The following is a 19,388-nucleotide window of genomic DNA, read 5'->3' as shown; positions in this document are numbered from 1 at the left end:
TGGGTGATCAGGGCAGCGGCGCTGCCCTGATGTCCGGTGTCACTTTTTGTCTGAAGCGTATTCGTACTGGTAGTAGCTGTAGCTGCCGTATCCGTAGGCCGATGCCTTGCGCTCAACGGCGTTGAAGATCGCACCTTTGACCATGATGCCATTCTGTTCGAAACGGCGTTTGGTCACGGCGATTTCCTTGGCGGCGTTGACGCCAAAGCGGGTCACGATCAGGCTGGTGCCGGCTTGACGGCCAACCAGTGCGGCGTCGGTTACTGCCAGGATCGGTGGGGTGTCGATGATCACCACGTCGTACTGGCTGCTGGTTTGTTCCAGGAACTGGGTGAAGTTGCTGTGCATCAGCAGCTCCGACGGGTTCGGTGGAATCTGTCCGCGGGTGATGACGTGCAGGTTGTCCACTTCGGTGGTGCGGGTGGCCTTGTTCAGGTCAATCTTGCCCGCCAGCAGATCGGACAAACCGTTGTTGACGTCCATGCGGAACATCTTGTTCAGGTAGCCTTTGCGCATGTCGGCGTCGACCAGCAGGACCTTCTGCCCGGTCTGGGCAATGATGGCGGCCAGGTTGCTCGAAACGAAGGATTTACCTACGGCCGGGCTTGGGCCGGAGATCATCAGGATGTTGTTTTTCGCTTCCAAGGTGGCGAAGTGCAGGCTGGTACGCAGGCTGCGCAACGATTCCACGGCGAGGTCGGCGGGGTTGTTGACGGCCAGGAGCAGGGAGCCGCTCACTTCACGTCCCTTGCCTTTCAGCGTGCCTTCAATCAGGGATTGGCCCTTGCTGAGAGGGATCGAGGCGTATACCGGAATACCGAGCTGTTCGATGACTTCAGGGTCTTCGACGCCGCGATTCATCGCCTTGCGGACCAGTACGAAAGCCACGGCAAGCAGCCCGCCGAGCAGGGTGGCGATCAGTACGATCAGCGCTTTTTTCGGTTTGACCGGTTTCTCGATGTTGGCGTCCGAGGAATCGATGATGCGTACGTTGCCGACGGTGCCGGCACGGACGATGTCCAGTTCCTGGGTCTTGTTCAGCAATTGCGTGTAGATGTCGGTGGTGACTTGCATGTCGCGAGTCAGACGCAACAGTTCCTGCTGGGTTTCCGGCAGGTTCTTGACCTTTTTCTCCAGACCGCGTTTTTGCGCATCCAGTTGACCCATCTGGGTCATCAGCGCCTGGTAGGACGGGTGTTCACGAGTGAAGCGATGCTCCATTTCGGCTTGTTTGAGCTTTAGTTCCGAAATGGCAGTTTCCAGGGCTACGATCTGATCGAGCACGGCTTTGGTTTCGATGGTGATGTCCACCGATCGAGCGCTGCTCTGATACTGGTTGAACTGACCCTCGGCTTTCTCCAGCTGCTTGCGTACATCCGGGAGCTGGGTGCGCAGGAATTCAAGGCTCTGTGCGGCTTCGGCAGAGTTGCGCTGTACGTTCTGCAGGACATACAAGCGGTTGATCTCGTCCAGCACTTTGTTTGCCAGATCGGGATCTTCGTTTTCCAGCGAAAGGGCAATGATGCCGGACTCTTTGCCGCGTTCTGCTGCGGTTACGTCATCCTGATACTGCAAAATAGTATTCAGGCGACGTTGCTTGGTTACATTGAACAGTGCGCCTGCATTGGCATTGAGCGTGGATACTTGCAGCTTGAACCCATTCTGCTCGAGTTTCTCACCCGCCTGGCCATGCAGCAGCACTTCATCTTCATCATTGAGCAGGGTGAAAGCGTTATTGCCTTCGGCACGTAGCGTCAGTTTTTTACCCAGGTAGGCATCCGGCACTTCCAGCTGGAAAATATCCAGTTTTTCCCCGCCCCAGGTGAAGCTGTTCATGCCGAGCATTGGCGAGGCCACTTCGTTCTCGCTGACAGGTTCAAAGCGTCGGCTCAGAAAGTGACCAATCACTGGGAAGTAATTCGGCTCGATAATAATGTCGAGCTTGAGATTCTCCACAGCCTTGCCCAGCACCGCCCGGGATTTCAGCAGCTCGATCTCGGTCACCGCCGGAGAAGTGCCCCCGAACATCTCGCTCATCTCGGCCATACCGCCAAGCGCCGCCATCCCACCCTTCTTCTGCTCCACCTGCACCAACGCATTCGCCTGGTAAACCGGCGTCGACAACACGGCATACGCAACACCCACCGCGCAAAAGAACGCGGTGATGCCGACGATGATCCACTTGCTATCGATCAAGGTGCCGAAAAGAGCGAGCAGATCGATGTCGTCATCGTCGTCGCGGTGTTCCTGGATGGGGAGGCTGTTTGGGCTTTGCATGCGGGGTACTTTTACAAGGGGTGATTATAGTTTTTGCGACCAGCTGTCGACGCCTTGCGTCATCAGTTGGTAGACGTGTTCGAAGGCGACCTTCTGTTGGCGATACGGGTCGGGAATTTCCTGATTGTTCTGCCATTTGCCCAGCAGGAACGTCTTGCCGCGCACTTCCGGGGCCATGCGCGCGATAGCGTCGATGTGGCGCTGTTCCATGGTCAGGACTACATCGGCCTGTTGCAGCATTTCTCGAGTCAATTGTCGGGCTTTGTGGTCCGGATGGTCGCCGCCATGCTCGCGCAGTACTTCCAGCGCGGTGCTGTCCATGGGTTTGTCGACCAGGGCGCCGAGGCCCGCGGAACTCACGTCGATGCCACGCGCGGCCACTTTGCTTTTGAGCAAGGCTTCAACGGTGGGGCTGCGGCAGATGTTGCCGATGCATACGACCAGGATTTTATTGAACATAGGGGGCTGCGCTGGTTGCGATATCTGTGATGACCGCACAGGCAGCAGGAAGGGAGGGGGGTGTGGATTCCGTTCCAGCGCAACAGTACGGCACTCTCCGGAGCATCATTGCCGCCGGGGCCATTTTTAAAAGCGTGCACTCTAGTGGCGTAGGGGGGGAGGGTCAAGGCTCGGTCGTCACTTTCTGTCATACGCCTGTTTACCTTGACCCGCTGGTCAGGCGGCCATGGGATAAGTGAATAGCCCGAAGTGCAGCAGGTTCAAACCGAAGTGCGTCGCCACCGCCGCAGCCAGCCCGCCGTAGCGGTAGGCCAGGCCGTAACCGATGCCGGCGAGCGTGGCCAGCAGCACCCACTGCCCGCCGGCGCCGACATGCGCCAGGCCGAAAATCAGTGATGCCAGCAACAGGGCGAGGTTCTCGCTGTGGGGCAGGTTTTTCAGCAGTCGGGCCAGGCCACCCTGGATGTAACCGCGAAACAGTGCTTCTTCGACCAGGGTCACCAGCAGCAGATTGTTCAGCAACCACAACCAGGCTTGATCCGGCCATTTCGGTGCCCAGGCGATCACGCCCAGGATCAGCGCACCACCCAGCGCGAGCACGGCGCTTAGGGGCAACGCTAAAGCAGTTGCGGACAAGGACTGGCGAAGTGAGCGGCGGCCAACGATCCACGGGCAAACCAGCAATAGCCAAAAGCCGATCAGCGGCTTGTCCAGGTTCAGGTGCATGGAATACGCCAGGGCGTTGGCGCTGAAACGTTGCATTTCGATGCCGCGACCGTTGTAGAAGCCGGGTAACCAATGCAAGGCCAGGGACAAGGCAAGGAAGATGAACAAGGCGTGCCCGAGATAGCGCACGACAGGGATGCAGGTTTGCCGGACTGCGACCCCGGCAACAGCTAGTAACAAAATAGACAGCGCGGCGAGCCAGCCGAGATGGCCGTGCGTCAGTGCCAAACCGTAGCCGAGAGAGAGCAGCGCCAGAAACGTCCATGGCAGGGCGAACATTGCAAATCCTTGAGTTTGAAAGGTGCGGGCAGGAAGGACTCCTGCCGACAATAGCTTACCGACTACCGGTCACAATATTGAAACTTATGTCTTTATTGCGAACAAGGTAGCGCGTTGCGGGGGATTGGCAAGCCAGACAAAAACACCGCCCGAAGGCGGTGTCTCTGTGTCCTTTTCTGTCAGGACGCAATCAATTGTCGCAACACGTAATGCAGGATCCCTCCGGATTTGAAGTACTCGACTTCATTGAGTGTATCGATCCGGCACAGCACTTCGATTTTCTCGCGGCTGCCGTCCTCGCGGGTAATGACCAGTGTCAGGTTCATTCGCGGTGTCAGCTCGACGCCACTCAGGCCGAGGATGTCGATACTTTCCGTGCCCTTGAGGTTGAGGCTCTTGCGGTTCTGGTCCAGCTTGAACTGCAACGGCAAAACACCCATGCCGACGAGGTTGGAGCGGTGAATCCGCTCGAAACTCTCGGCGATCACCGCTTTGACGCCGAGCAGGTTGGTGCCCTTGGCGGCCCAGTCGCGGCTGGAGCCGGTGCCGTATTCCTGGCCGGCAATCACCACCAGCGGCGTCCCCGATGCCTGGTAGCGCATGGCCGCGTCGTAGATCGGCATTTTTTCCATGGTCGGGATGTAGTAAGTGTTGCCGCCTTCTTCGCCGCCAAGCATTTCGTTGCGAATGCGGATGTTGGCGAAGGTGCCACGCATCATCACTTCATGGTTGCCGCGCCGCGAGCCGTAGGAGTTGAAGTCTTTTGGTTCCACGCCTTTGTCGCGCAGGTACTGGCCTGCCGGGCTGTCGGCCTTGATGTTGCCGGCCGGGGAGATGTGGTCGGTGGTCACCGAGTCGCCGAGCAGTGCGAGGACCCGCGCGCCGGCAACGTCCTTGACCACCGGTGGTGGCCCGTCGATGTCGTCGAAGAACGGTGGGTGCTGGATGTAAGTCGAGTCATCCTGCCAGACATAAGTCGCCGCTTGCGGCACCTCGATGGCTTGCCATTGTTCGTCACCGGCAAAGACTTCGGCGTATTCCTTGTGGAACATAGACGTGTTGACCTGATTCACCGCATCGGCGATTTCCTGGCTGCTGGGCCAGATGTCCCGCAGGTAGACCGGTTTGCCGTGTGGGTCCTCGCCCAGCGGTTCGCGGCTGAGGTCGGTGCGTACCGTGCCGGCCAGCGCATAGGCGACCACCAGCGGCGGCGAGGCCAGCCAGTTGGTTTTCACCAGCGGGTGCACCCGGCCTTCGAAGTTGCGGTTGCCCGACAGCACCGAGGCGACAGTGAGGTCGGCGGCCTGGATGGCTTTTTCGATCGGTTCCGGCAGCGGACCCGAGTTGCCGATGCAGGTGGTGCAGCCATACCCGACCAGGGCGAAGCCCAATTCATCGAGGTACTTCGTCAGGCCGGCCGCCTTGTAGTAGTCGGTGACCACTTTCGAACCGGGCGCCAGTGAACTCTTCACCCAGGGCTTGCGCTTGAGGCCTTTTTCCACGGCTTTTTTCGCCACCAGCCCGGCGGCCATCATCACGCTGGGGTTGGAGGTGTTGGTGCAGGAGGTGATCGCGGCGATGACCACCGCACCATGTTTCAAAGGATGAGACTGACCTTCATGCTCGTAGCTGGCTTCACCGGCGAGGTCGGCATTGCCGACCGCGACACCGCCGCCGCCTTCACTTTCCAGACGACCTTCTTCCTTGCTGGTCGGTTTGAATTGCAGATCGATGAAATCGCTGAAGGCCTGGGCGACGCTGGGCAATGCCACCCGGTCTTGCGGGCGTTTAGGTCCGGCAAGGCTGGCTTCGACGCTGCCCATGTCCAGCGCGAGGCTGTCGGTGAACACCGGCTCCTGGCCGGGCAGGCGCCACAGGCCTTGGGCCTTGCTGTAGGCCTCGACCAGTTTTACGGTGTCGCTGGGGCGGCCGGACAGGCGCAGGTATTCCAGGGTCACCTCGTCCACCGGGAAAAAGCCGCAGGTTGCGCCGTATTCCGGGGCCATGTTGGCAATGGTCGCGCGGTCGGCCAGTGGCAGGTCGGCGAGGCCGTCGCCATAGAACTCGACGAATTTGCCCACCACGCCTTTCTTGCGCAGCATTTGAGTGACCGTCAACACCAGGTCGGTGGCGGTGATACCTTCCTTGAGCTTGCCGGTGAGTTTGAAGCCGATCACTTCCGGAATCAGCATCGACACCGGTTGCCCGAGCATGGCCGCTTCCGCCTCGATACCGCCAACGCCCCAGCCGAGTACGCCGAGGCCGTTGATCATGGTGGTGTGGGAATCGGTGCCGACCAGTGTGTCGGGGAAGGCGTAGGTGCGGCCATCCTCATCCTTGGTCCAAACGGTACGACCGAGGTATTCCAGGTTTACCTGGTGGCAGATGCCGGTCCCCGGTGGCACCACGCTGAAGTTGTCGAAAGCACTCTGGCCCCAGCGCAGGAACGCATAGCGCTCACCGTTGCGCTGCATTTCGATGTCGACGTTCTGTTCGAAGGCGCTGCTGCTGGCGAACTTGTCGACCATCACCGAGTGGTCGATCACCAGGTCCACTGGAGACAGCGGATTGATCCGCTGCGGATCGCCACCGGCCTTGGCCATCGCCGCACGCATGGCGGCCAGGTCGACCACCGCCGGCACGCCGGTGAAATCCTGCATCAGCACCCGCGCCGGGCGGTACTGGATTTCGCGGTCGGAGCGACGCTCCTTGAGCCACGCGGCCAGCGCCTTGAGGTCGGCGCCGGTGACGGTTTTTTCATCTTCCCAGCGCAGCAGGTTTTCCAGCAGGACTTTCAGCGACATCGGCAGCTTGTCCAGCTCGCCAAGACTCTTGGCGGCATCGGGCAGACTGAAGTAGTGATAGGTCTTGTCGCCGACTTGCAGAGTTTTAAGGGTATTCAGACTATTGACGGATGGCATTACGATCACTCCTTGCAGGCTGTTTGAAAACTACTGCGCTCAGCAATCCTTCGTTAAAAACAGGCTCGGAATGCTCATTTACAACCCGTAAACTCCGCTTCCTCGCCTGTTTTTGCCTTGTCTTGCTTTCGCTCGCTACGTTTTCAAACAGCCTGGTCAAGTCCGCACGGCTACGGACTGAGGGGACAGGCAGAGCATTTAAACTAGCCCTGTTTTAGGTAGCTGGCTAATAACTGGACTCTATCGGCAAGTCCAAGGTTCCGAAGTCGGCTATCATGCGCGGGTTTTCGTGACAGGCTTTGCTTCAGCGCAAGCCTTCGCATCGCGCAATGGCTGAATTCCTCGCCCTTGCCCAGGAGTAAGAATGAACACCCTTTTTATGCATTGCCGGCCGGGCTTCGAAGGCGAAGTCTGTTCCGAGATTTCCGACCTGGCGGCGCAGTTGAACGTGGCTGGTTATGCCAAGGCCAAGGCCGCGACTGCCTGCGCCGAATTTGTCTGCACCGAAGAAGACGGCGCCGAGCGCCTGATGCGTGGGCAGCGTTTTGCCGAACTGATTTTTCCGCGCCAGTGGGCTCGGGGCTTTTTCATCGATCTGCCTGAGACCGATCGCATCAGCGTGATCCTCGCCAACATGGCGGACTTCCCGCTGTGTGGCAGCCTGTGGCTGGAAATGGTCGACACCAACGATGGCAAGGAACTGTCGAACTTCTGCAAGAAATTCGAAGTGCACCTGCGCAAGGCGCTGATGGCTGCCGGCAAGCTGGTGGACGACGCCAGCAAGCCACGCTTGCTGCTGACCTTCAAAAGCGGTCGCGAAGTGTTCCTCGGGCTGGCGGAGTCGAACAACTCGGCAATGTGGCCAATGGGCATCCCGCGCCTGAAGTTTCCCCGCGAGGCGCCGAGCCGCTCGACCCTCAAGCTCGAAGAGGCCTGGCACCACTTTATCCCGCGTGATCAGTGGGACGAGCGTTTGCACAGCGACATGACCGGTGTCGATCTGGGCGCTGCGCCCGGCGGTTGGACCTGGCAACTGGTCAACCGCGGCATGCTGGTCACCGCCATCGACAACGGCCCGATGGCCGAAAGCCTGATGGACACCGGTCTGGTCCAGCACTTGATGGCTGACGGCTTTACCTTCAAGCCCAAGCAGCCGGTGGACTGGATGGTCTGCGACATCGTCGAGAAACCGGCACGCAACGCGGCAATGCTCGAGGAGTGGATCGGCGAGGGGCATTGCCGCGAGGCGGTGGTCAATCTGAAGTTGCCGATGAAGCAGCGTTATGCCGAAGTGAAACGCCTGCTGGAACGCATCGCCGACGGCTTCAAGGCGCGGGGTATTCGGGTCGAGATCGGTTGCAAGCAGCTGTATCACGACCGCGAGGAAGTGACCTGCCATCTGCGTCGCCTGGACGTGAAGAAGCCCAAGTCCCGCTGATACCCATCCATGGCTTTTTGTGGCGAGGGAGCTTGCTCCCGCTGGGCTGCGAAGCGGCCCTAACGTCAGCGTATAGCTATGGCTTGTGTCTGACACACCCGATACACAGGTTTTGCGACGGCTTCGCCGCCGAGCGGGAGCAAGCTCCCTCGCCACAAACCCGGCAATGCGCGACAATGCCGGTCAGTTTCAGGAGTCCATCATGAGTGAAATGCTAGATACGCCGGTAGACGGCACCCTCGACGCCACCGGCCTCAACTGCCCGGAGCCGGTGATGATGTTGCACCAGCACATCCGTGACCTGGTGCCCGGCGGCTTGCTCAAGGTGATCGCCACCGACCCGTCGACCCGTCGCGACATCCCCAAGTTCTGTGTATTCCTTGATCATGAACTGGTCGGGCAGCACGAAGAGGCGGGCACCTACCTCTACTGGATTCGCAAGAAGTCCGGTTAAACAAAAAGACCTGCACATGGCAGGTCTTTTTGTTTGTCTCATCAACCCGCCGTGTGACTCAGCCGAATCCGTTTGCGCGCACTGCGCGTCAGGCGAATCGACAGCATCAGCGCCGCGCAACTCAAACCGGCAATCAAGCCTTCCCACAGTCCGCTCGGACCGCTGGCCGGGCCGAACCAGTCGGTCAGGCCCAGTACATAACCGACCGGCAGGCCGATACCCCAATAGGCGAACAAGGTCAGGATCATCGTCACCCGCGTGTCCTGGTAACCGCGCAACGCGCCTGCACAAATCACCTGGATGGCATCGGAGAACTGGTACAGCGCCGCGTAGACGATCAGCATCGAGGCAATCTGGATCACGTTTTTGTCTGGCGTGTAGATCGAGGCGATGGGTTCACGCAGGCACAGGATCAGGGTCGCCGAGAACGCCGCGAACAGCAGCGCCGCGCCCAGCCCGACCTTCGCCGCAAAACGTGCCTGATAAGGATTGCCGGCCCCCAATGCCTGGCCAACCCGTACGGTTACGGCCATGCCCAGGGAGTAGGGGATCATGAACAGCAGCGAGCTGATGTTCAGGGCGATCTGATGCCCGGCGACCACGGTCGAGCCGAGGCTGCCGATCAACAGGGCGATGACGGCGAAGATGCTCGACTCGGCGAACACCGCGATGCCGATCGGCAGGCCAATGCTGACAATACGCTTGATCTCGGCCCACTTCGGACGGTCGAAGCGCACCAGCACACGGGTGCGCGCATAGAAGGGCGCCCAGAATGTCCAGGCCGCCATGCTCAGCGCCATGAACCACATCACGATGCCGCTGGCCCAGCCGCAGCCGACTCCGCCCAGGGCTGGCGCGCCGAAATGGCCGTAGATCAACGCGTAGTTCAACGGGATGTTCAGCAGCAGGCCGAGCAGGCCGATCACCATGCTCGGGCGCGTGCGGCCCATGCCATCGCTGTAGCAACGCAGGACGTAATAGAACGCCATGCCCGGGAAGCCGAAGGCGATGCCGTGCAGGTAGCCCATGCTCGGCTCGATCAACAGCGGATCGACTTTCATCCAGTGCAGGATCGGCTCGGCGCCGAGCAGCAGGCCGCTGCCGATCAGGCCGACACACAGGGCGAGCCACAGGGCTTGACGCACCAATGGGCCGATCTGCTCGAACAATCCGGCGCCAAAACGTTGCGCAACCTTGGGCGTGGTGGCCAGCAACACGCCAGTCATCAACAGGTAGACCGGAATCCAGATCGAGTTGCCCAAGGCCACCGACGCCAGGTCCCGAGGGCTGACGCGGCCAGCCATCACCGCATCGACGAAGCCCATGGCGGTGGTGGCCAGTTGCGCGACCATGATCGGCAGCGCCAGGCCGAGCAGGCCTTTTAGCTCCACGCGTACCGGCGTGGTGCGCGCAGGGGCGCTGGCGAGAGTGTTTTCAGTTGCAGAATTCAAGGGCGGAACGTCCAGAGTGTGATGTTGCACAGGCGCGCATTCTACGCGTTGACGCGCCAGTCAGGAAAAGACCCGTGTTGCGGATTTGTAATCGTCTCGCCCCAAGGCGCTAGCGCATTGCCTGCTGGCTCCCGATGCACATCTGCGCCTACACTGCCGATCCGCCAAAGGAGCCTGCCATGCTGATTGTTGCCGATGAAAACATCCCTCTGCTCGACGCCTTCTTCGAAGGTTTCGGTGAAATCCGCCGGGTGCCGGGGCGTTCCATCGACCGCGCGACCGTCGAACAGGCCGACGTGCTGCTGGTGCGCTCGGTGACCAACGTGAATCGCGGCTTGCTCGAAGGCAGCAAGGTGCGCTTTGTCGGCACCTGCACCATCGGCACTGATCACCTGGATCTGGATTACTTTCAACAGGCCGGGATCACCTGGTCCAGTGCGCCGGGCTGTAACGCCCGTGGCGTCGTCGACTATGTGCTCGGCAGCCTGCTGACCCTGGCGGAAATCGAAGGTGTCGATCTGACGCAGCGCACTTACGGGGTCGTCGGTGCCGGTCAGGTCGGTGGTCGCCTGGTCAAGGTTCTGCAAGGCCTGGGATGGAAGGTGCTGGTCTGCGATCCGCCACGCCAGGCCGCCGAGGGTGGCGACTACGTCAGCCTGGAGCAGATCGTCGAGCAATGCGATGTCATCAGCCTGCACACGCCCTTGACCAAGCGCGGCGAGCAGTCGACCTGGCACTTGTTTGACGAGAAGCGCCTCAAGCAACTGCGCATTGGCGCCTGGCTGATCAACGCCAGTCGTGGGCCGGTGGTCAACAATGCCGCGCTGCGTGAGGTGTTGCTCGAGCGCGAAGACTTGCAAGCAGTGCTGGATGTCTGGGAAGGCGAGCCGGAAGTCGACGTGGCGCTGGCGGAGTTGTGCGTGCTGGCGACGCCGCACATCGCCGGTTACAGCCTCGACGGCAAGCAGCGCGGCACGGCGCAGATCTATCAGGCTTATTGCGAGTTTCTCGGGCAACCGGCCCAGGTCCAGTTGAGCGATCTGTTGCCGGCGCCCTGGTTGTCCCTGGTGACCTTGAATGCAGCCAGCGATCCCGCCTGGTCACTGGCGATGTTGTGCCGGGGCGTGTACGACCCTCGTCGCGATGACGCGGACTTTCGGCGCAGCCTGGTCGGCAGCGTCAGCGAGCAGCGCGCGGCCTTTGATGTGCTGCGCAAGAACTACCCTGCGCGTCGGGAGATTGATGGTTTGCAGGTGCGGATTGACGGGGATTCGCCGGTACTGCAGAAGATTGTCGCGGCGCTGGGGGCGACGGTTGTCTGATGTACCGAAGCGACACCATCGCGAGCAAGCTCGCTCCCACAGGGATCTTCGGTTCAGCATAGGTCCGGTGTGGGAGCGAGCTTGCTCGCGATGGCCGCGACGCGGTCCGGACCGGATCAGCAGGCAGAAAAAACCCGGCTCACCAGGGCCGGGTCAGGAAGACGTTGGCTATATCACTTTTGTTCGGCAGGCTTGACCAATCGCTTTTCCAGTTCGCTACACGCTTTCTGGATCATCTCTTCAGTGATCGGTACTTCGCGGCCCTGTTCATCGATAATCGAGCAACCCAGAGACTGGTTTGGCTGCGTGCGGATCACTTGAATCTTGTCATTGCTGCGGTGTTGCAAGGACATGGCCTGTCTCCTCATCAGGTTGTGTGCTTACTGTAGAACCACCAGGTGACCAGGCTGTGACATCTCCCTGCGATCTTTCCGGATGGGCAGTACCAGTCCACCAGAAATGCCATCACGTGGCTACCTGAACGTTAGACCAATACTCTCTAGGCACTAGTCTTGGTGGTCATAATTAACCTGACTCATTGTGATTCACAGGGTTCCACCCCATTGATCATGTAGCTGATCTCACTGACCGCTTCTGTCCTGGATGATAACGATGCTCTCTGCCCGTCACCGCCGTGCGATTCGCCTGGCCAGTCAATTCATCGCACCCTATCGCTGGCAAGCCTTCGGCGCCTTGCTCGCGCTGATCGTCACTGCGGGCATCACCTTGTCCATGGGGCAGGGCATTCGCCTGCTGGTGGACCGCGGTTTCATGACCCAGTCACCGCACCTGCTCAATCAGTCCATCGGTTTGTTCATGCTGCTGGTCATGGGGCTGGCCATCGGGACATTTGCGCGCTTTTACCTGGTGTCGTGGATTGGCGAGCGCTGTGTCGCCGACATCCGCCGCCAGGTGTTCAATCACCTGATTTACCTGCATCCCGGCTTCTACGAGGACAACCGCAGTTCCGAAATTCAGTCGCGACTGACGGCGGACACCACCTTGTTGCAGTCGGTGATCGGCTCGTCGCTGTCACTGTTCCTGCGCAATCTGTTGATGGTGATCGGCGGGATCGTCCTGCTGTTCGTCACCAATCCCAAGCTCACCAGCATAGTGGTAGTGGCTTTGCCGCTGGTCATCGCGCCGATCCTGATTTTCGGTCGTCGGGTGCGCAATCTGTCACGGCTGAGCCAGGACCGGATTGCCGACATTGGCAGTTATGTTTCCGAAACACTGGGCCAGATCAAAACCGTGCAGGCCTATAACCATCAGACCCAGGATGTGCGGCGGTTTGCCCTGACTGTAGAAGAGGCATTCGACACGGCGCGCAAGCGTATTTTCCAGCGCGCCTGGCTGATTACCCTGGTGATCGTGCTGGTGCTGGGAGCTGTCGGCGTGATGCTGTGGGTCGGAGGCATGGATGTCATTGCCGGGCGAATTTCCGCGGGGGAGTTGGCGGCGTTTGTGTTCTATAGCCTGATCGTCGGCAGTGCGTTCGGCACCTTGAGCGAAGTCATTGGCGAACTGCAGCGTGCGGCCGGTGCGGCTGAACGGATTGCCGAATTGCTGCGTTCAGAGAACATCATCCTGCCACCACCGTCAGGCGGTGTGACCTTGCCTGAACGGGTCAAAGGCAATCTGCAACTCCAGGATGTGCGCTTTTCCTATCCGTCGCGTCCCGAAAGCTTTGCCGTTGACGGTCTGACGTTGAACATCGAGGCCGGGGAGACCCTGGCACTGGTCGGGCCGTCAGGCGCAGGCAAGTCGACCGTGTATGACCTGTTGCTGCGATTCTACGATCCGGCAGAGGGGTGCATTCTGCTCGACGGCGTGCCACTGACTCAACTCGATCCGCAGGACCTGCGTCGCTGCTTTGCCTTGGTGTCGCAAACCCCGGCGCTGTTTTTCGGCAGTGTCGAAGACAACATCCGCTACGGCAACCCGCAGGCGACGCTGGCGCAAGTTCAGGAAGCCGCAAAAATTGCCTACGCCCATGACTTCATCGAGGCGATGCCCAAGGGGTATCAGACCCATCTGGGTGATGGTGGCCTGGGCCTGTCGGGCGGTCAGCGTCAGCGTCTGGCGATCGCCCGGGCGCTGCTGGTCGATGCGCCGATCCTGCTGCTCGATGAAGCCACCAGCGCCCTTGATGCCCAGAGCGAGCATCTGATTCAGCAGGCGCTGCCCAGCCTGATGGAAAACCGCACCACGCTGGTGATTGCCCATCGTCTGGCGACCGTGAAAAACGCCGACCGGATCGCCGTGATGGATCAGGGCAAGCTGGTGGCGGTGGGTACCCATCAGGAGCTGATCGCCAACAATGCGTTGTATGCGCGGTTGGCGGCGTTGCAGTTCAGTGATGGGCAGCATGCGCTTGCCGGACAGGCAATCGATTAAGCCGACCTCAATAAAAATGCCCGCATCTTTCGATGCGGGCATTTTTATTGGCAGCCACTAATGCGTGCAGCCTGTGGCTTAACGCTTACACCTGCACTTATTGATCATCGAAGTAGCGCTCATGCCAATCCACGATCGGTTGCGGCGCGTTGAGTTTCTGGCCGTAGATCACCGAGTACGACAGCACGTTCTGCACGTACTGACGGGTTTCGTCGAACGGGATGCTTTCCACCCACACATCGAAGCTCAGGTGGTTGGCGCCACGCAGCCACTGCCGCACGCGGCCGGGGCCGGCGTTGTAGGCGGCGGAGGCCAGTACGCGGTTGCCATTGAACTGGCTGTGCACCTGGCTCAGGTAGGCTGCGCCGAGCTGGATGTTCTTGTCCGGGTCGAGCAGCTGCTGCGGCGATGCATACGGAATGCTGAACTTGCGCGCTGTTTCCTTGGCAGTGGCGGGCATCAATTGCATCAGGCCCGAAGCGCCGACACCGGAGCGGGCGTCGTCCATGAAGGCACTTTCCTGACGGGTAATCGCAAACACCCAGCTTGAATGCAGGCCACGGTTTCGTGCCTCACGCACCAGGGTTTCGCGGTGAGCCATCGGGAAGCGGATGTCCAGGTCGTCCCAGTACTGCGCCTGGCTGATGGTGCGGATCGCCGGGAAATACCATTTCAAGTCGTAAGCCAGTTTTGCCTGGGCGACCATCTCGTCACGGTTGAAGTGACGGCTGACGTAGTACCACTCGCGGCGACCGTCGACGACCTGTCCGCGCGCATGGAACTCCAGGGCGCGACGCACACCGGGGGTATTGCGCACTTTATTGATGGTGGCCTGGCTGAGCACCAGCGGCCTGTTGACCAGGGAGTAGGGCGACTGCGAACGGTCGGCGGCCATGAATCCATAGAAATCACGTTCGCGAGCCAGGTTGCGGTAGAGGGTCTGCGCTTCCGGGTTCTGCGGTTGCGCCAGTTCCAGGCTGCGGGCCTGCCAGTAGCGCCAGCGGCTGGTGGTGGCGAGGTCTTGCGGCAGGCGTCGGCTCAACTGATAGGCGTCGTCCCAGCGCGCCAGACGCAGCAGCAGACGCATGCGCCATTCGGATACGGTGTTGTCGCGCAATTCCGGGTCGTACTGGGTCATGACGTCGAGCGCCCGGCTGTCGTAGCGCCGGGCCAGTGTCAGGCCGATTTCACGGGCAATGGCGACCTTTTCATCCCGGGAGAAATGCATGCTGCTGGCATAACCATCGAGCAGGTCCATGGCCTTGTCCGGGTCCTGGCGCGCGAGGCGCCGCAGGCCGAGGCTGACAATGTCAGACATGGCCTCATCGGCCGGGGTGAAGCGCGAAGGCTGGTTAAGCAGTTCCGGTTTCTGCGCGACATCCACCAGCAAGCGACCGCGAGGGGCGAGGGTGGTCATGCCATTGGCGAGGCTGTTGGCCAGCGGATAGTTGCGCGCCTGGGCGGCGAGTTTTGCGCGTTCCCAGCGCTTCTGCTCGGTCAACTGACCGTCGGCGGCCCACATGCCGAACAGGGCGTCGCAGGCATCGGGTTGTGATTTGCCGGTCAGCCAGAGTTTGTCGGCGTTGGCATAGCCTTCGGACTTCTGGTTATGGCTGATCTGGTACTGCGCGTTCAGGCAGTCCAGTTCGGTGAAGTTCATCTTCGGGTCGTAGTATTTGACGAAGGTCGCCCAGTCACCGCGATCGGCCAGCCAGCGCAACCAGCGCAACTTCATCCAGTTGGCCTGGGGCAGGTCGCCGTGTTCGGCGAGGAACTTCTCGATTTCTTCGTTGCTTGCTGTTTTCAGGCGCGCGGTCAGTTCGTCGTAGGCCAGGTACGGTTCCAGCGGATAGTCGGCGAGCGCCTGGCTGTAACGGAAGTACGGGCCGGTATCGCCCTTGGCCAGAGCGCGCTTGGCCTCATCGTAATATTGGCGCTGGGTGGAAAGGTCGACCGCCTGGACGGATTGAACGGCAGCGGCAGACAATAAAAAGCATGACAAAAGATTGAAAAGGCGACTGCGCATGAGACATCCGGGCAGAGAAATCATGACAAGTACGGGCCAGAGCCCCACTGAATTGTCTGTAGCTTAGCCTTTTGCCAGCAACGGGCGAAAGCTTTGCGGGTCTTACTGCATCAGTTCGCAACATTTGTCCTGCAGAGTGCAGCGAGAATGAAATTGCCGGCCTTCTGCAGCCTCAAGTCAGGTAGAATGCGCGCCCGGTTTTTGGAGAAGCTCATGACCCTGCTCAAATTCAGCGATGTGTCCCTTGCTTTCGGCGCCATGCCGTTGTTGGACAAGGTGTCCTGGCAGATCGCCCGTGGTGAGCGGGTGTGCATCATCGGTCGCAACGGCACTGGCAAGTCCAGCATGATGAAACTCGTCAAGGGCGATCAGAAGCCCGATGACGGCTCCGTTTGGCGTGCACCCGGTCTGAAGATCGGCGAATTGCCGCAAGAATTGCCGGTGGCCGACGAGCGGACCGTGTTCGACGTGGTGGCCGAAGGCCTCGATGGCGTCGGCGCCTTGCTCGCCGAGTACCACCACCTGAGTCAGAACTGTGTTACCGACGCCGATCTGGACAAGCTGATGCACGTCCAGCACGACCTCGAAGCCCGCGATGGCTGGCGCTTGCAGACCCTGGTCGACAGCACCCTCAGCCGCCTGCAACTGCCGGCCGACAAGACTCTCGCCGAACTGTCCGGTGGCTGGCGTCGCCGCGTCCTGCTGGCTCAGGCCCTAGTCTCCGAGCCGGACCTGCTGCTGCTCGACGAACCGACCAACCACCTGGACATCGGTGCCATTGCCTGGCTTGAAGAGGCACTGCGCGATTTCCAGGGCGCCGTGCTGTTCATCACGCACGACCGTTCTTTCCTGCAGAACCTGGCAACGCGCATCCTCGAACTGGATCGCGGTGGCCTGATCGACTGGAACGGCGACTACGCCAGTTTCCTCGTGCACAAGGAAGCGGCACTGGCTGCCGAAGAAACCGCCAACGCGCTGTTCGACAAGCGTCTGGCCCAGGAAGAAGTGTGGATTCGCCAGGGCATCAAGGCCCGGCGTACCCGTAATGAAGGCCGCGTGCGCGCACTCAAGGCCCTGCGTGTCGAGCGCAGCGAGCGTCGTGAGCGCACCGGCAAGGCCAACATTCAGCTGGAAACCGCTGACAAGTCCGGCAAGCAGGTGATGGTGCTCGAGAACGTGAGCTTCGCTCACCCGGGCGGTCCGTTCCTGATCAAGGACTTCTCGATGGTGTTGCAGCGCGGCGACCGTATCGGTCTGCTCGGCGCCAACGGTACCGGCAAGACCACTTTGCTCAAGCTGATGCTCAGCGGCCTGCAGCCTACCAGCGGCAAGGTGGAGGAGGGCACGAAGATCGATGTGGCCTACTTCGACCAGTTGCGCCATCAGCTGGACCTGGAAAAGACCGTGATCGATAACGTCGCTGAAGGTCGCGACTTCATCGACATCGACGGCCAGAGCCGCCACGTACTGAGCTACCTCGGCGACTTCCTGTTCAGCCCGCAGCGTGCCCGCACGCCGGTCAAGGCGTTGTCCGGTGGTGAGCGTGCGCGCCTGTTGCTGGCCAAACTGTTCAGCAAACCCGCGAACTTGCTGGTGCTCGACGAACCGACCAACGACCTCGACGTTGAAACCCTCGAACTGCTCGAAGAGGTCCTGCTGACCTTCAACGGTACCGTGCTGATGGTCAGCCACGACCGGGCATTCCTCGACAACGTGGTCACCAGCACCCTGGTCTTCGAAGGTGAAGGCAAGGTTCGCGAGTACGTCGGTGGCTACCAGGACTGGCTGCGTCAAGGTGGTTCGCCACGCCTGCTGGGCGTGACCGAGAGCAAGTCCGGCAAGGCCGACTTGAACTCTGCGGTGGTCAAGGCTGAGCCGGCGCCCGTCGCGGCTGTTGCCGAAGCACCGGCGAAGAAGAAGCTCAGCTACAAGTTGCAGCGTGAGCTGGAAGCCTTGCCGGGGCAGATCGAAGCCATGGAACAGCAGATCGCTGGCGTTGAGGCACAGATGGCGGATGCCGGTTTCTACCTGCGCCCGGCCGCTGAAACCGCAGCGGTGATCGCGCAATTGGCGCAACTGCAGGCTGAACTCGACGTCATGGTCGAGCGTTGGGCCGAGCTGGATGCCTGATTGACCCTGCTATGAAAAAGCCCGGCGTTCAGCGATGAGCGCCGGGCTTTTCATATGTAATGTAGGTTTGAATAGGCTGTCCCGCCCTTGTGGGAGCGAGCTTGCTCGCGATTACGGATTGGCAATCGACAACGATGTTGAATGTTGATCCGCCATCGCGAGCAAGCTCGCTCCTACAGGAACAGTGTTGTCAGGACTTGGTTTGCAGGCGCACCGCCAGCACGTCGCAAGGCGCGCCGTGCAGCACGTCGTTGGCCGTGGAGCCGAGCAGCAGTGCCAGGCCATGGCGGCCATGGCTGCCGACCACGATCAGGTCGCAGGTCTGTTCCTTGGCCAGGTGGTGGATTTCCTGGCGTGGCTGGCCGTAGGTCAGGTGGCTGTATTCCCGGGAGAGTTCCGGGTATTTCAGGATCAGTCGGTCAAGGCGCTCCTTGGCCTGGTCGAACTGTTGTTGTTGCAGTTGTGACAGGTCCATCGGCACGTCGCCGCCGAAGGCCATCGCCATCGGTTCGACAATGTGCACCAACGACAATTTTGCGCCACTGCTCACGGACAGCTCGCGAGCGCGGTGAATCACAGGGTCGCACTCTTCGGTCAGATCTACAGCGACCAGAATATGGTTGTAGGGCATGAGGTGCTCCTCCTGAGGATTGCAATATTGGTAAGTATGGCTGGTTTCAAGCGCATTGGTTCCAAAGTGACACAATGGGCTCATTCAAATTCGGGAGTACACATATGACGGTCTGGATAGTGCTGTCAATCCTGCTGGTGGTGCTCAGCCCCCTGGCCTGGCTTCGGCCATCCCGTGCGCAAAGCGGTCGTATCGCCCTGCGCACGGAGGCCCGACGCATCGGCCTGGCCATGCAACTGGCGCCCCAGGAGTGGCCGCATTGGCTCAGCCAGGAGCCGCCCAATCCCTGTGCGCAGTACCATCGACCGCGCCGGAGCAGTCAGCCGCAGTGCTGGGCTTACTGGCAAAAGTCACCGGGTCTCTGGGTCAATCAGTGGCAGGAGCCTTGCGAAGATCCGCTGTTGCTCAATCATTTCGAAAAATTGCCGGCCAACCTGTACAAGGTCGAGGCTGACAAGCAAATGATCGCCGCGTACTGGGGTGAGAAGGGCGAGGCCGAAGTTCTGCAGCATATCGACGCTACCCTCAAAGCCCTCGCCTGAGTCTCGATTCTTTGTAGGAGCGAGCTTGCTCGCGATGAGCCTGAGAGCGCCGCAGGGTGTCAGGCTTCAAGCGTTATCGTTGACGACCATCGTCGGAACGCCGCCCGGAGCAAGCTCGCTCCCACAGGGTAGGGACATTTGTCACTTTCTTGCGGCCATAAAAAAGCCCGACAACATCATCGGGCGGGTTGGCCAGGCAGGCCGGTCAATCGGTATTGGCTGAAACTACGCCGGGCATTCGCCGAAAGCGTTTAAAAATTTCCCTTCAGGTCCTGCCAGCGTAGCTCGTTAAACGCGGGCTGCAGCGAATTAGGGCGACTTTTCTAACTATTGAT

At 60.3% G+C, this 19,388-nt stretch carries 14 protein-coding genes; 6 read left to right on the top strand and 8 right to left on the bottom strand.

The features are described from left to right. Positions 1-39 precede the first annotated feature (39 nt). From EIY72_RS19580 to acnA, 4 genes are all read right to left on the bottom strand, one after another. Positions 40-2,277 (bottom strand): polysaccharide biosynthesis tyrosine autokinase, encoded by a 2,238-nt coding sequence (locus EIY72_RS19580; protein ID WP_093217690.1) that lies wholly within the window; start codon positions 2,275-2,277, stop codon positions 40-42. 24 nt (positions 2,278-2,301) lie between these two features. After that, positions 2,302-2,736 (bottom strand): low molecular weight protein-tyrosine-phosphatase, encoded by a 435-nt coding sequence (locus EIY72_RS19575; RefSeq protein WP_093217693.1) that lies wholly within the window; start codon positions 2,734-2,736, stop codon positions 2,302-2,304. A gap of 216 nt (positions 2,737-2,952) precedes the next feature. Continuing rightward, positions 2,953-3,741 carry a CPBP family intramembrane glutamic endopeptidase gene (locus tag EIY72_RS19570; protein ID WP_093217696.1) on the bottom strand — a complete coding sequence of 263 codons (789 nt, stop codon included), beginning with the start codon at positions 3,739-3,741 and terminating at the stop codon, positions 2,953-2,955. 179 nt (positions 3,742-3,920) lie between these two features. Beyond that, the gene (acnA, locus tag EIY72_RS19565) at positions 3,921-6,662 is read right to left on the bottom strand and encodes an aconitate hydratase AcnA (RefSeq protein ID WP_093217699.1); all 2,742 of its coding nucleotides are present in this window, start codon (positions 6,660-6,662) and stop codon (positions 3,921-3,923) included. Positions 6,663-7,026: 364 nt separating this feature from the next. Between acnA and rlmM the strand changes: the two genes are divergently transcribed. Next, positions 7,027-8,100 (top strand): 23S rRNA (cytidine(2498)-2'-O)-methyltransferase RlmM, encoded by a 1,074-nt coding sequence (rlmM, locus tag EIY72_RS19560; protein WP_093217702.1) that lies wholly within the window; start codon positions 7,027-7,029, stop codon positions 8,098-8,100. Positions 8,101-8,302: 202 nt separating this feature from the next. Next, entirely contained in the window at positions 8,303-8,554 is a 252-nt protein-coding gene (gene tusA, locus EIY72_RS19555) for a sulfurtransferase TusA (protein WP_093230375.1), read from the top strand. 41 nt (positions 8,555-8,595) lie between these two features. Here the strand turns inward: tusA and EIY72_RS19550 are convergent, their stop codons facing one another. Then, positions 8,596-10,005 carry an MATE family efflux transporter gene (locus EIY72_RS19550; RefSeq protein ID WP_093217705.1) on the bottom strand — a complete coding sequence of 470 codons (1,410 nt, stop codon included), beginning with the start codon at positions 10,003-10,005 and terminating at the stop codon, positions 8,596-8,598. A 179-nt stretch (positions 10,006-10,184) separates the two neighbouring features. Between EIY72_RS19550 and pdxB the strand changes: the two genes are divergently transcribed. Beyond that, positions 10,185-11,327 (top strand): 4-phosphoerythronate dehydrogenase PdxB, encoded by a 1,143-nt coding sequence (gene pdxB / locus EIY72_RS19545; RefSeq protein WP_093217708.1) that lies wholly within the window; start codon positions 10,185-10,187, stop codon positions 11,325-11,327. 173 nt (positions 11,328-11,500) lie between these two features. Here pdxB and EIY72_RS19540 read toward each other — a convergent pair whose 3' ends face one another. Beyond that, positions 11,501-11,680, bottom strand: a complete 180-nt coding sequence (locus EIY72_RS19540; RefSeq protein ID WP_093217711.1) for a PA1571 family protein — start codon at positions 11,678-11,680, stop codon at positions 11,501-11,503. 250 nt (positions 11,681-11,930) lie between these two features. Between EIY72_RS19540 and EIY72_RS19535 the strand changes: the two genes are divergently transcribed. After that, entirely contained in the window at positions 11,931-13,724 is a 1,794-nt protein-coding gene (locus tag EIY72_RS19535) for an ABC transporter transmembrane domain-containing protein (protein ID WP_162276437.1), read from the top strand. A gap of 97 nt (positions 13,725-13,821) precedes the next feature. Here the strand turns inward: EIY72_RS19535 and EIY72_RS19530 are convergent, their stop codons facing one another. Then, the gene (locus EIY72_RS19530) at positions 13,822-15,750 is read right to left on the bottom strand and encodes a transglycosylase SLT domain-containing protein (RefSeq protein ID WP_093217717.1); all 1,929 of its coding nucleotides are present in this window, start codon (positions 15,748-15,750) and stop codon (positions 13,822-13,824) included. Between the two features lie 213 nt (positions 15,751-15,963). Here EIY72_RS19530 and EIY72_RS19525 point away from each other — a divergent pair, with 213 nt between their 5' ends. Further along, positions 15,964-17,880: an ATP-binding cassette domain-containing protein gene (locus EIY72_RS19525; RefSeq protein WP_093217720.1), complete on the top strand. Its 1,917-nt coding sequence runs from the start codon at positions 15,964-15,966 to the stop codon at positions 17,878-17,880. A 190-nt stretch (positions 17,881-18,070) separates the two neighbouring features. Here the strand turns inward: EIY72_RS19525 and EIY72_RS19520 are convergent, their stop codons facing one another. Then, positions 18,071-18,511: a universal stress protein gene (locus tag EIY72_RS19520; RefSeq protein WP_093217723.1), complete on the bottom strand. Its 441-nt coding sequence runs from the start codon at positions 18,509-18,511 to the stop codon at positions 18,071-18,073. Between the two features lie 104 nt (positions 18,512-18,615). On the opposite strand from EIY72_RS19520, the gene EIY72_RS19515 reads away from it, so the two are divergent. Next, positions 18,616-19,053 (top strand): hypothetical protein, encoded by a 438-nt coding sequence (locus EIY72_RS19515; protein ID WP_093217725.1) that lies wholly within the window; start codon positions 18,616-18,618, stop codon positions 19,051-19,053. The last annotated feature ends 335 nt before the right edge of the window (positions 19,054-19,388 follow it).

The organism is Pseudomonas vancouverensis, from assembly GCF_004348895.1.
In the GTDB taxonomy this organism is placed as follows: domain Bacteria; phylum Pseudomonadota; class Gammaproteobacteria; order Pseudomonadales; family Pseudomonadaceae; genus Aquipseudomonas; species Aquipseudomonas vancouverensis.
Note: the sequence above shows the minus strand (reverse complement) of the source record. Positions and strands in the feature narration are given on the sequence as shown.

What these genes read in the sequence shown, in the direction of transcription:
- EIY72_RS19580 (WP_093217690.1), bottom strand. Translation starts at nt 2,277, where the DNA reads ATGCAAAGCCCAAACAGCCTCCCCATCCAGGAACACCGCGACGACGAT.
- EIY72_RS19575 (WP_093217693.1), bottom strand. Translation starts at nt 2,736, where the DNA reads ATGTTCAATAAAATCCTGGTCGTATGCATCGGCAACATCTGCCGCAGC.
- EIY72_RS19570 (WP_093217696.1), bottom strand. Translation starts at nt 3,741, where the DNA reads ATGTTCGCCCTGCCATGGACGTTTCTGGCGCTGCTCTCTCTCGGCTAC.
- acnA (WP_093217699.1), bottom strand. Translation starts at nt 6,662, where the DNA reads ATGCCATCCGTCAATAGTCTGAATACCCTTAAAACTCTGCAAGTCGGC.
- rlmM (WP_093217702.1), top strand. Translation starts at nt 7,027, where the DNA reads ATGAACACCCTTTTTATGCATTGCCGGCCGGGCTTCGAAGGCGAAGTC.
- tusA (WP_093230375.1), top strand. Translation starts at nt 8,303, where the DNA reads ATGAGTGAAATGCTAGATACGCCGGTAGACGGCACCCTCGACGCCACC.
- pdxB (WP_093217708.1), top strand. Translation starts at nt 10,185, where the DNA reads ATGCTGATTGTTGCCGATGAAAACATCCCTCTGCTCGACGCCTTCTTC.
- EIY72_RS19540 (WP_093217711.1), bottom strand. Translation starts at nt 11,680, where the DNA reads ATGTCCTTGCAACACCGCAGCAATGACAAGATTCAAGTGATCCGCACG.
- EIY72_RS19535 (WP_162276437.1), top strand. Translation starts at nt 11,931, where the DNA reads ATGATAACGATGCTCTCTGCCCGTCACCGCCGTGCGATTCGCCTGGCC.
- EIY72_RS19530 (WP_093217717.1), bottom strand. Translation starts at nt 15,750, where the DNA reads ATGCGCAGTCGCCTTTTCAATCTTTTGTCATGCTTTTTATTGTCTGCC.
- EIY72_RS19525 (WP_093217720.1), top strand. Translation starts at nt 15,964, where the DNA reads ATGACCCTGCTCAAATTCAGCGATGTGTCCCTTGCTTTCGGCGCCATG.
- EIY72_RS19520 (WP_093217723.1), bottom strand. Translation starts at nt 18,511, where the DNA reads ATGCCCTACAACCATATTCTGGTCGCTGTAGATCTGACCGAAGAGTGC.
- EIY72_RS19515 (WP_093217725.1), top strand. Translation starts at nt 18,616, where the DNA reads ATGACGGTCTGGATAGTGCTGTCAATCCTGCTGGTGGTGCTCAGCCCC.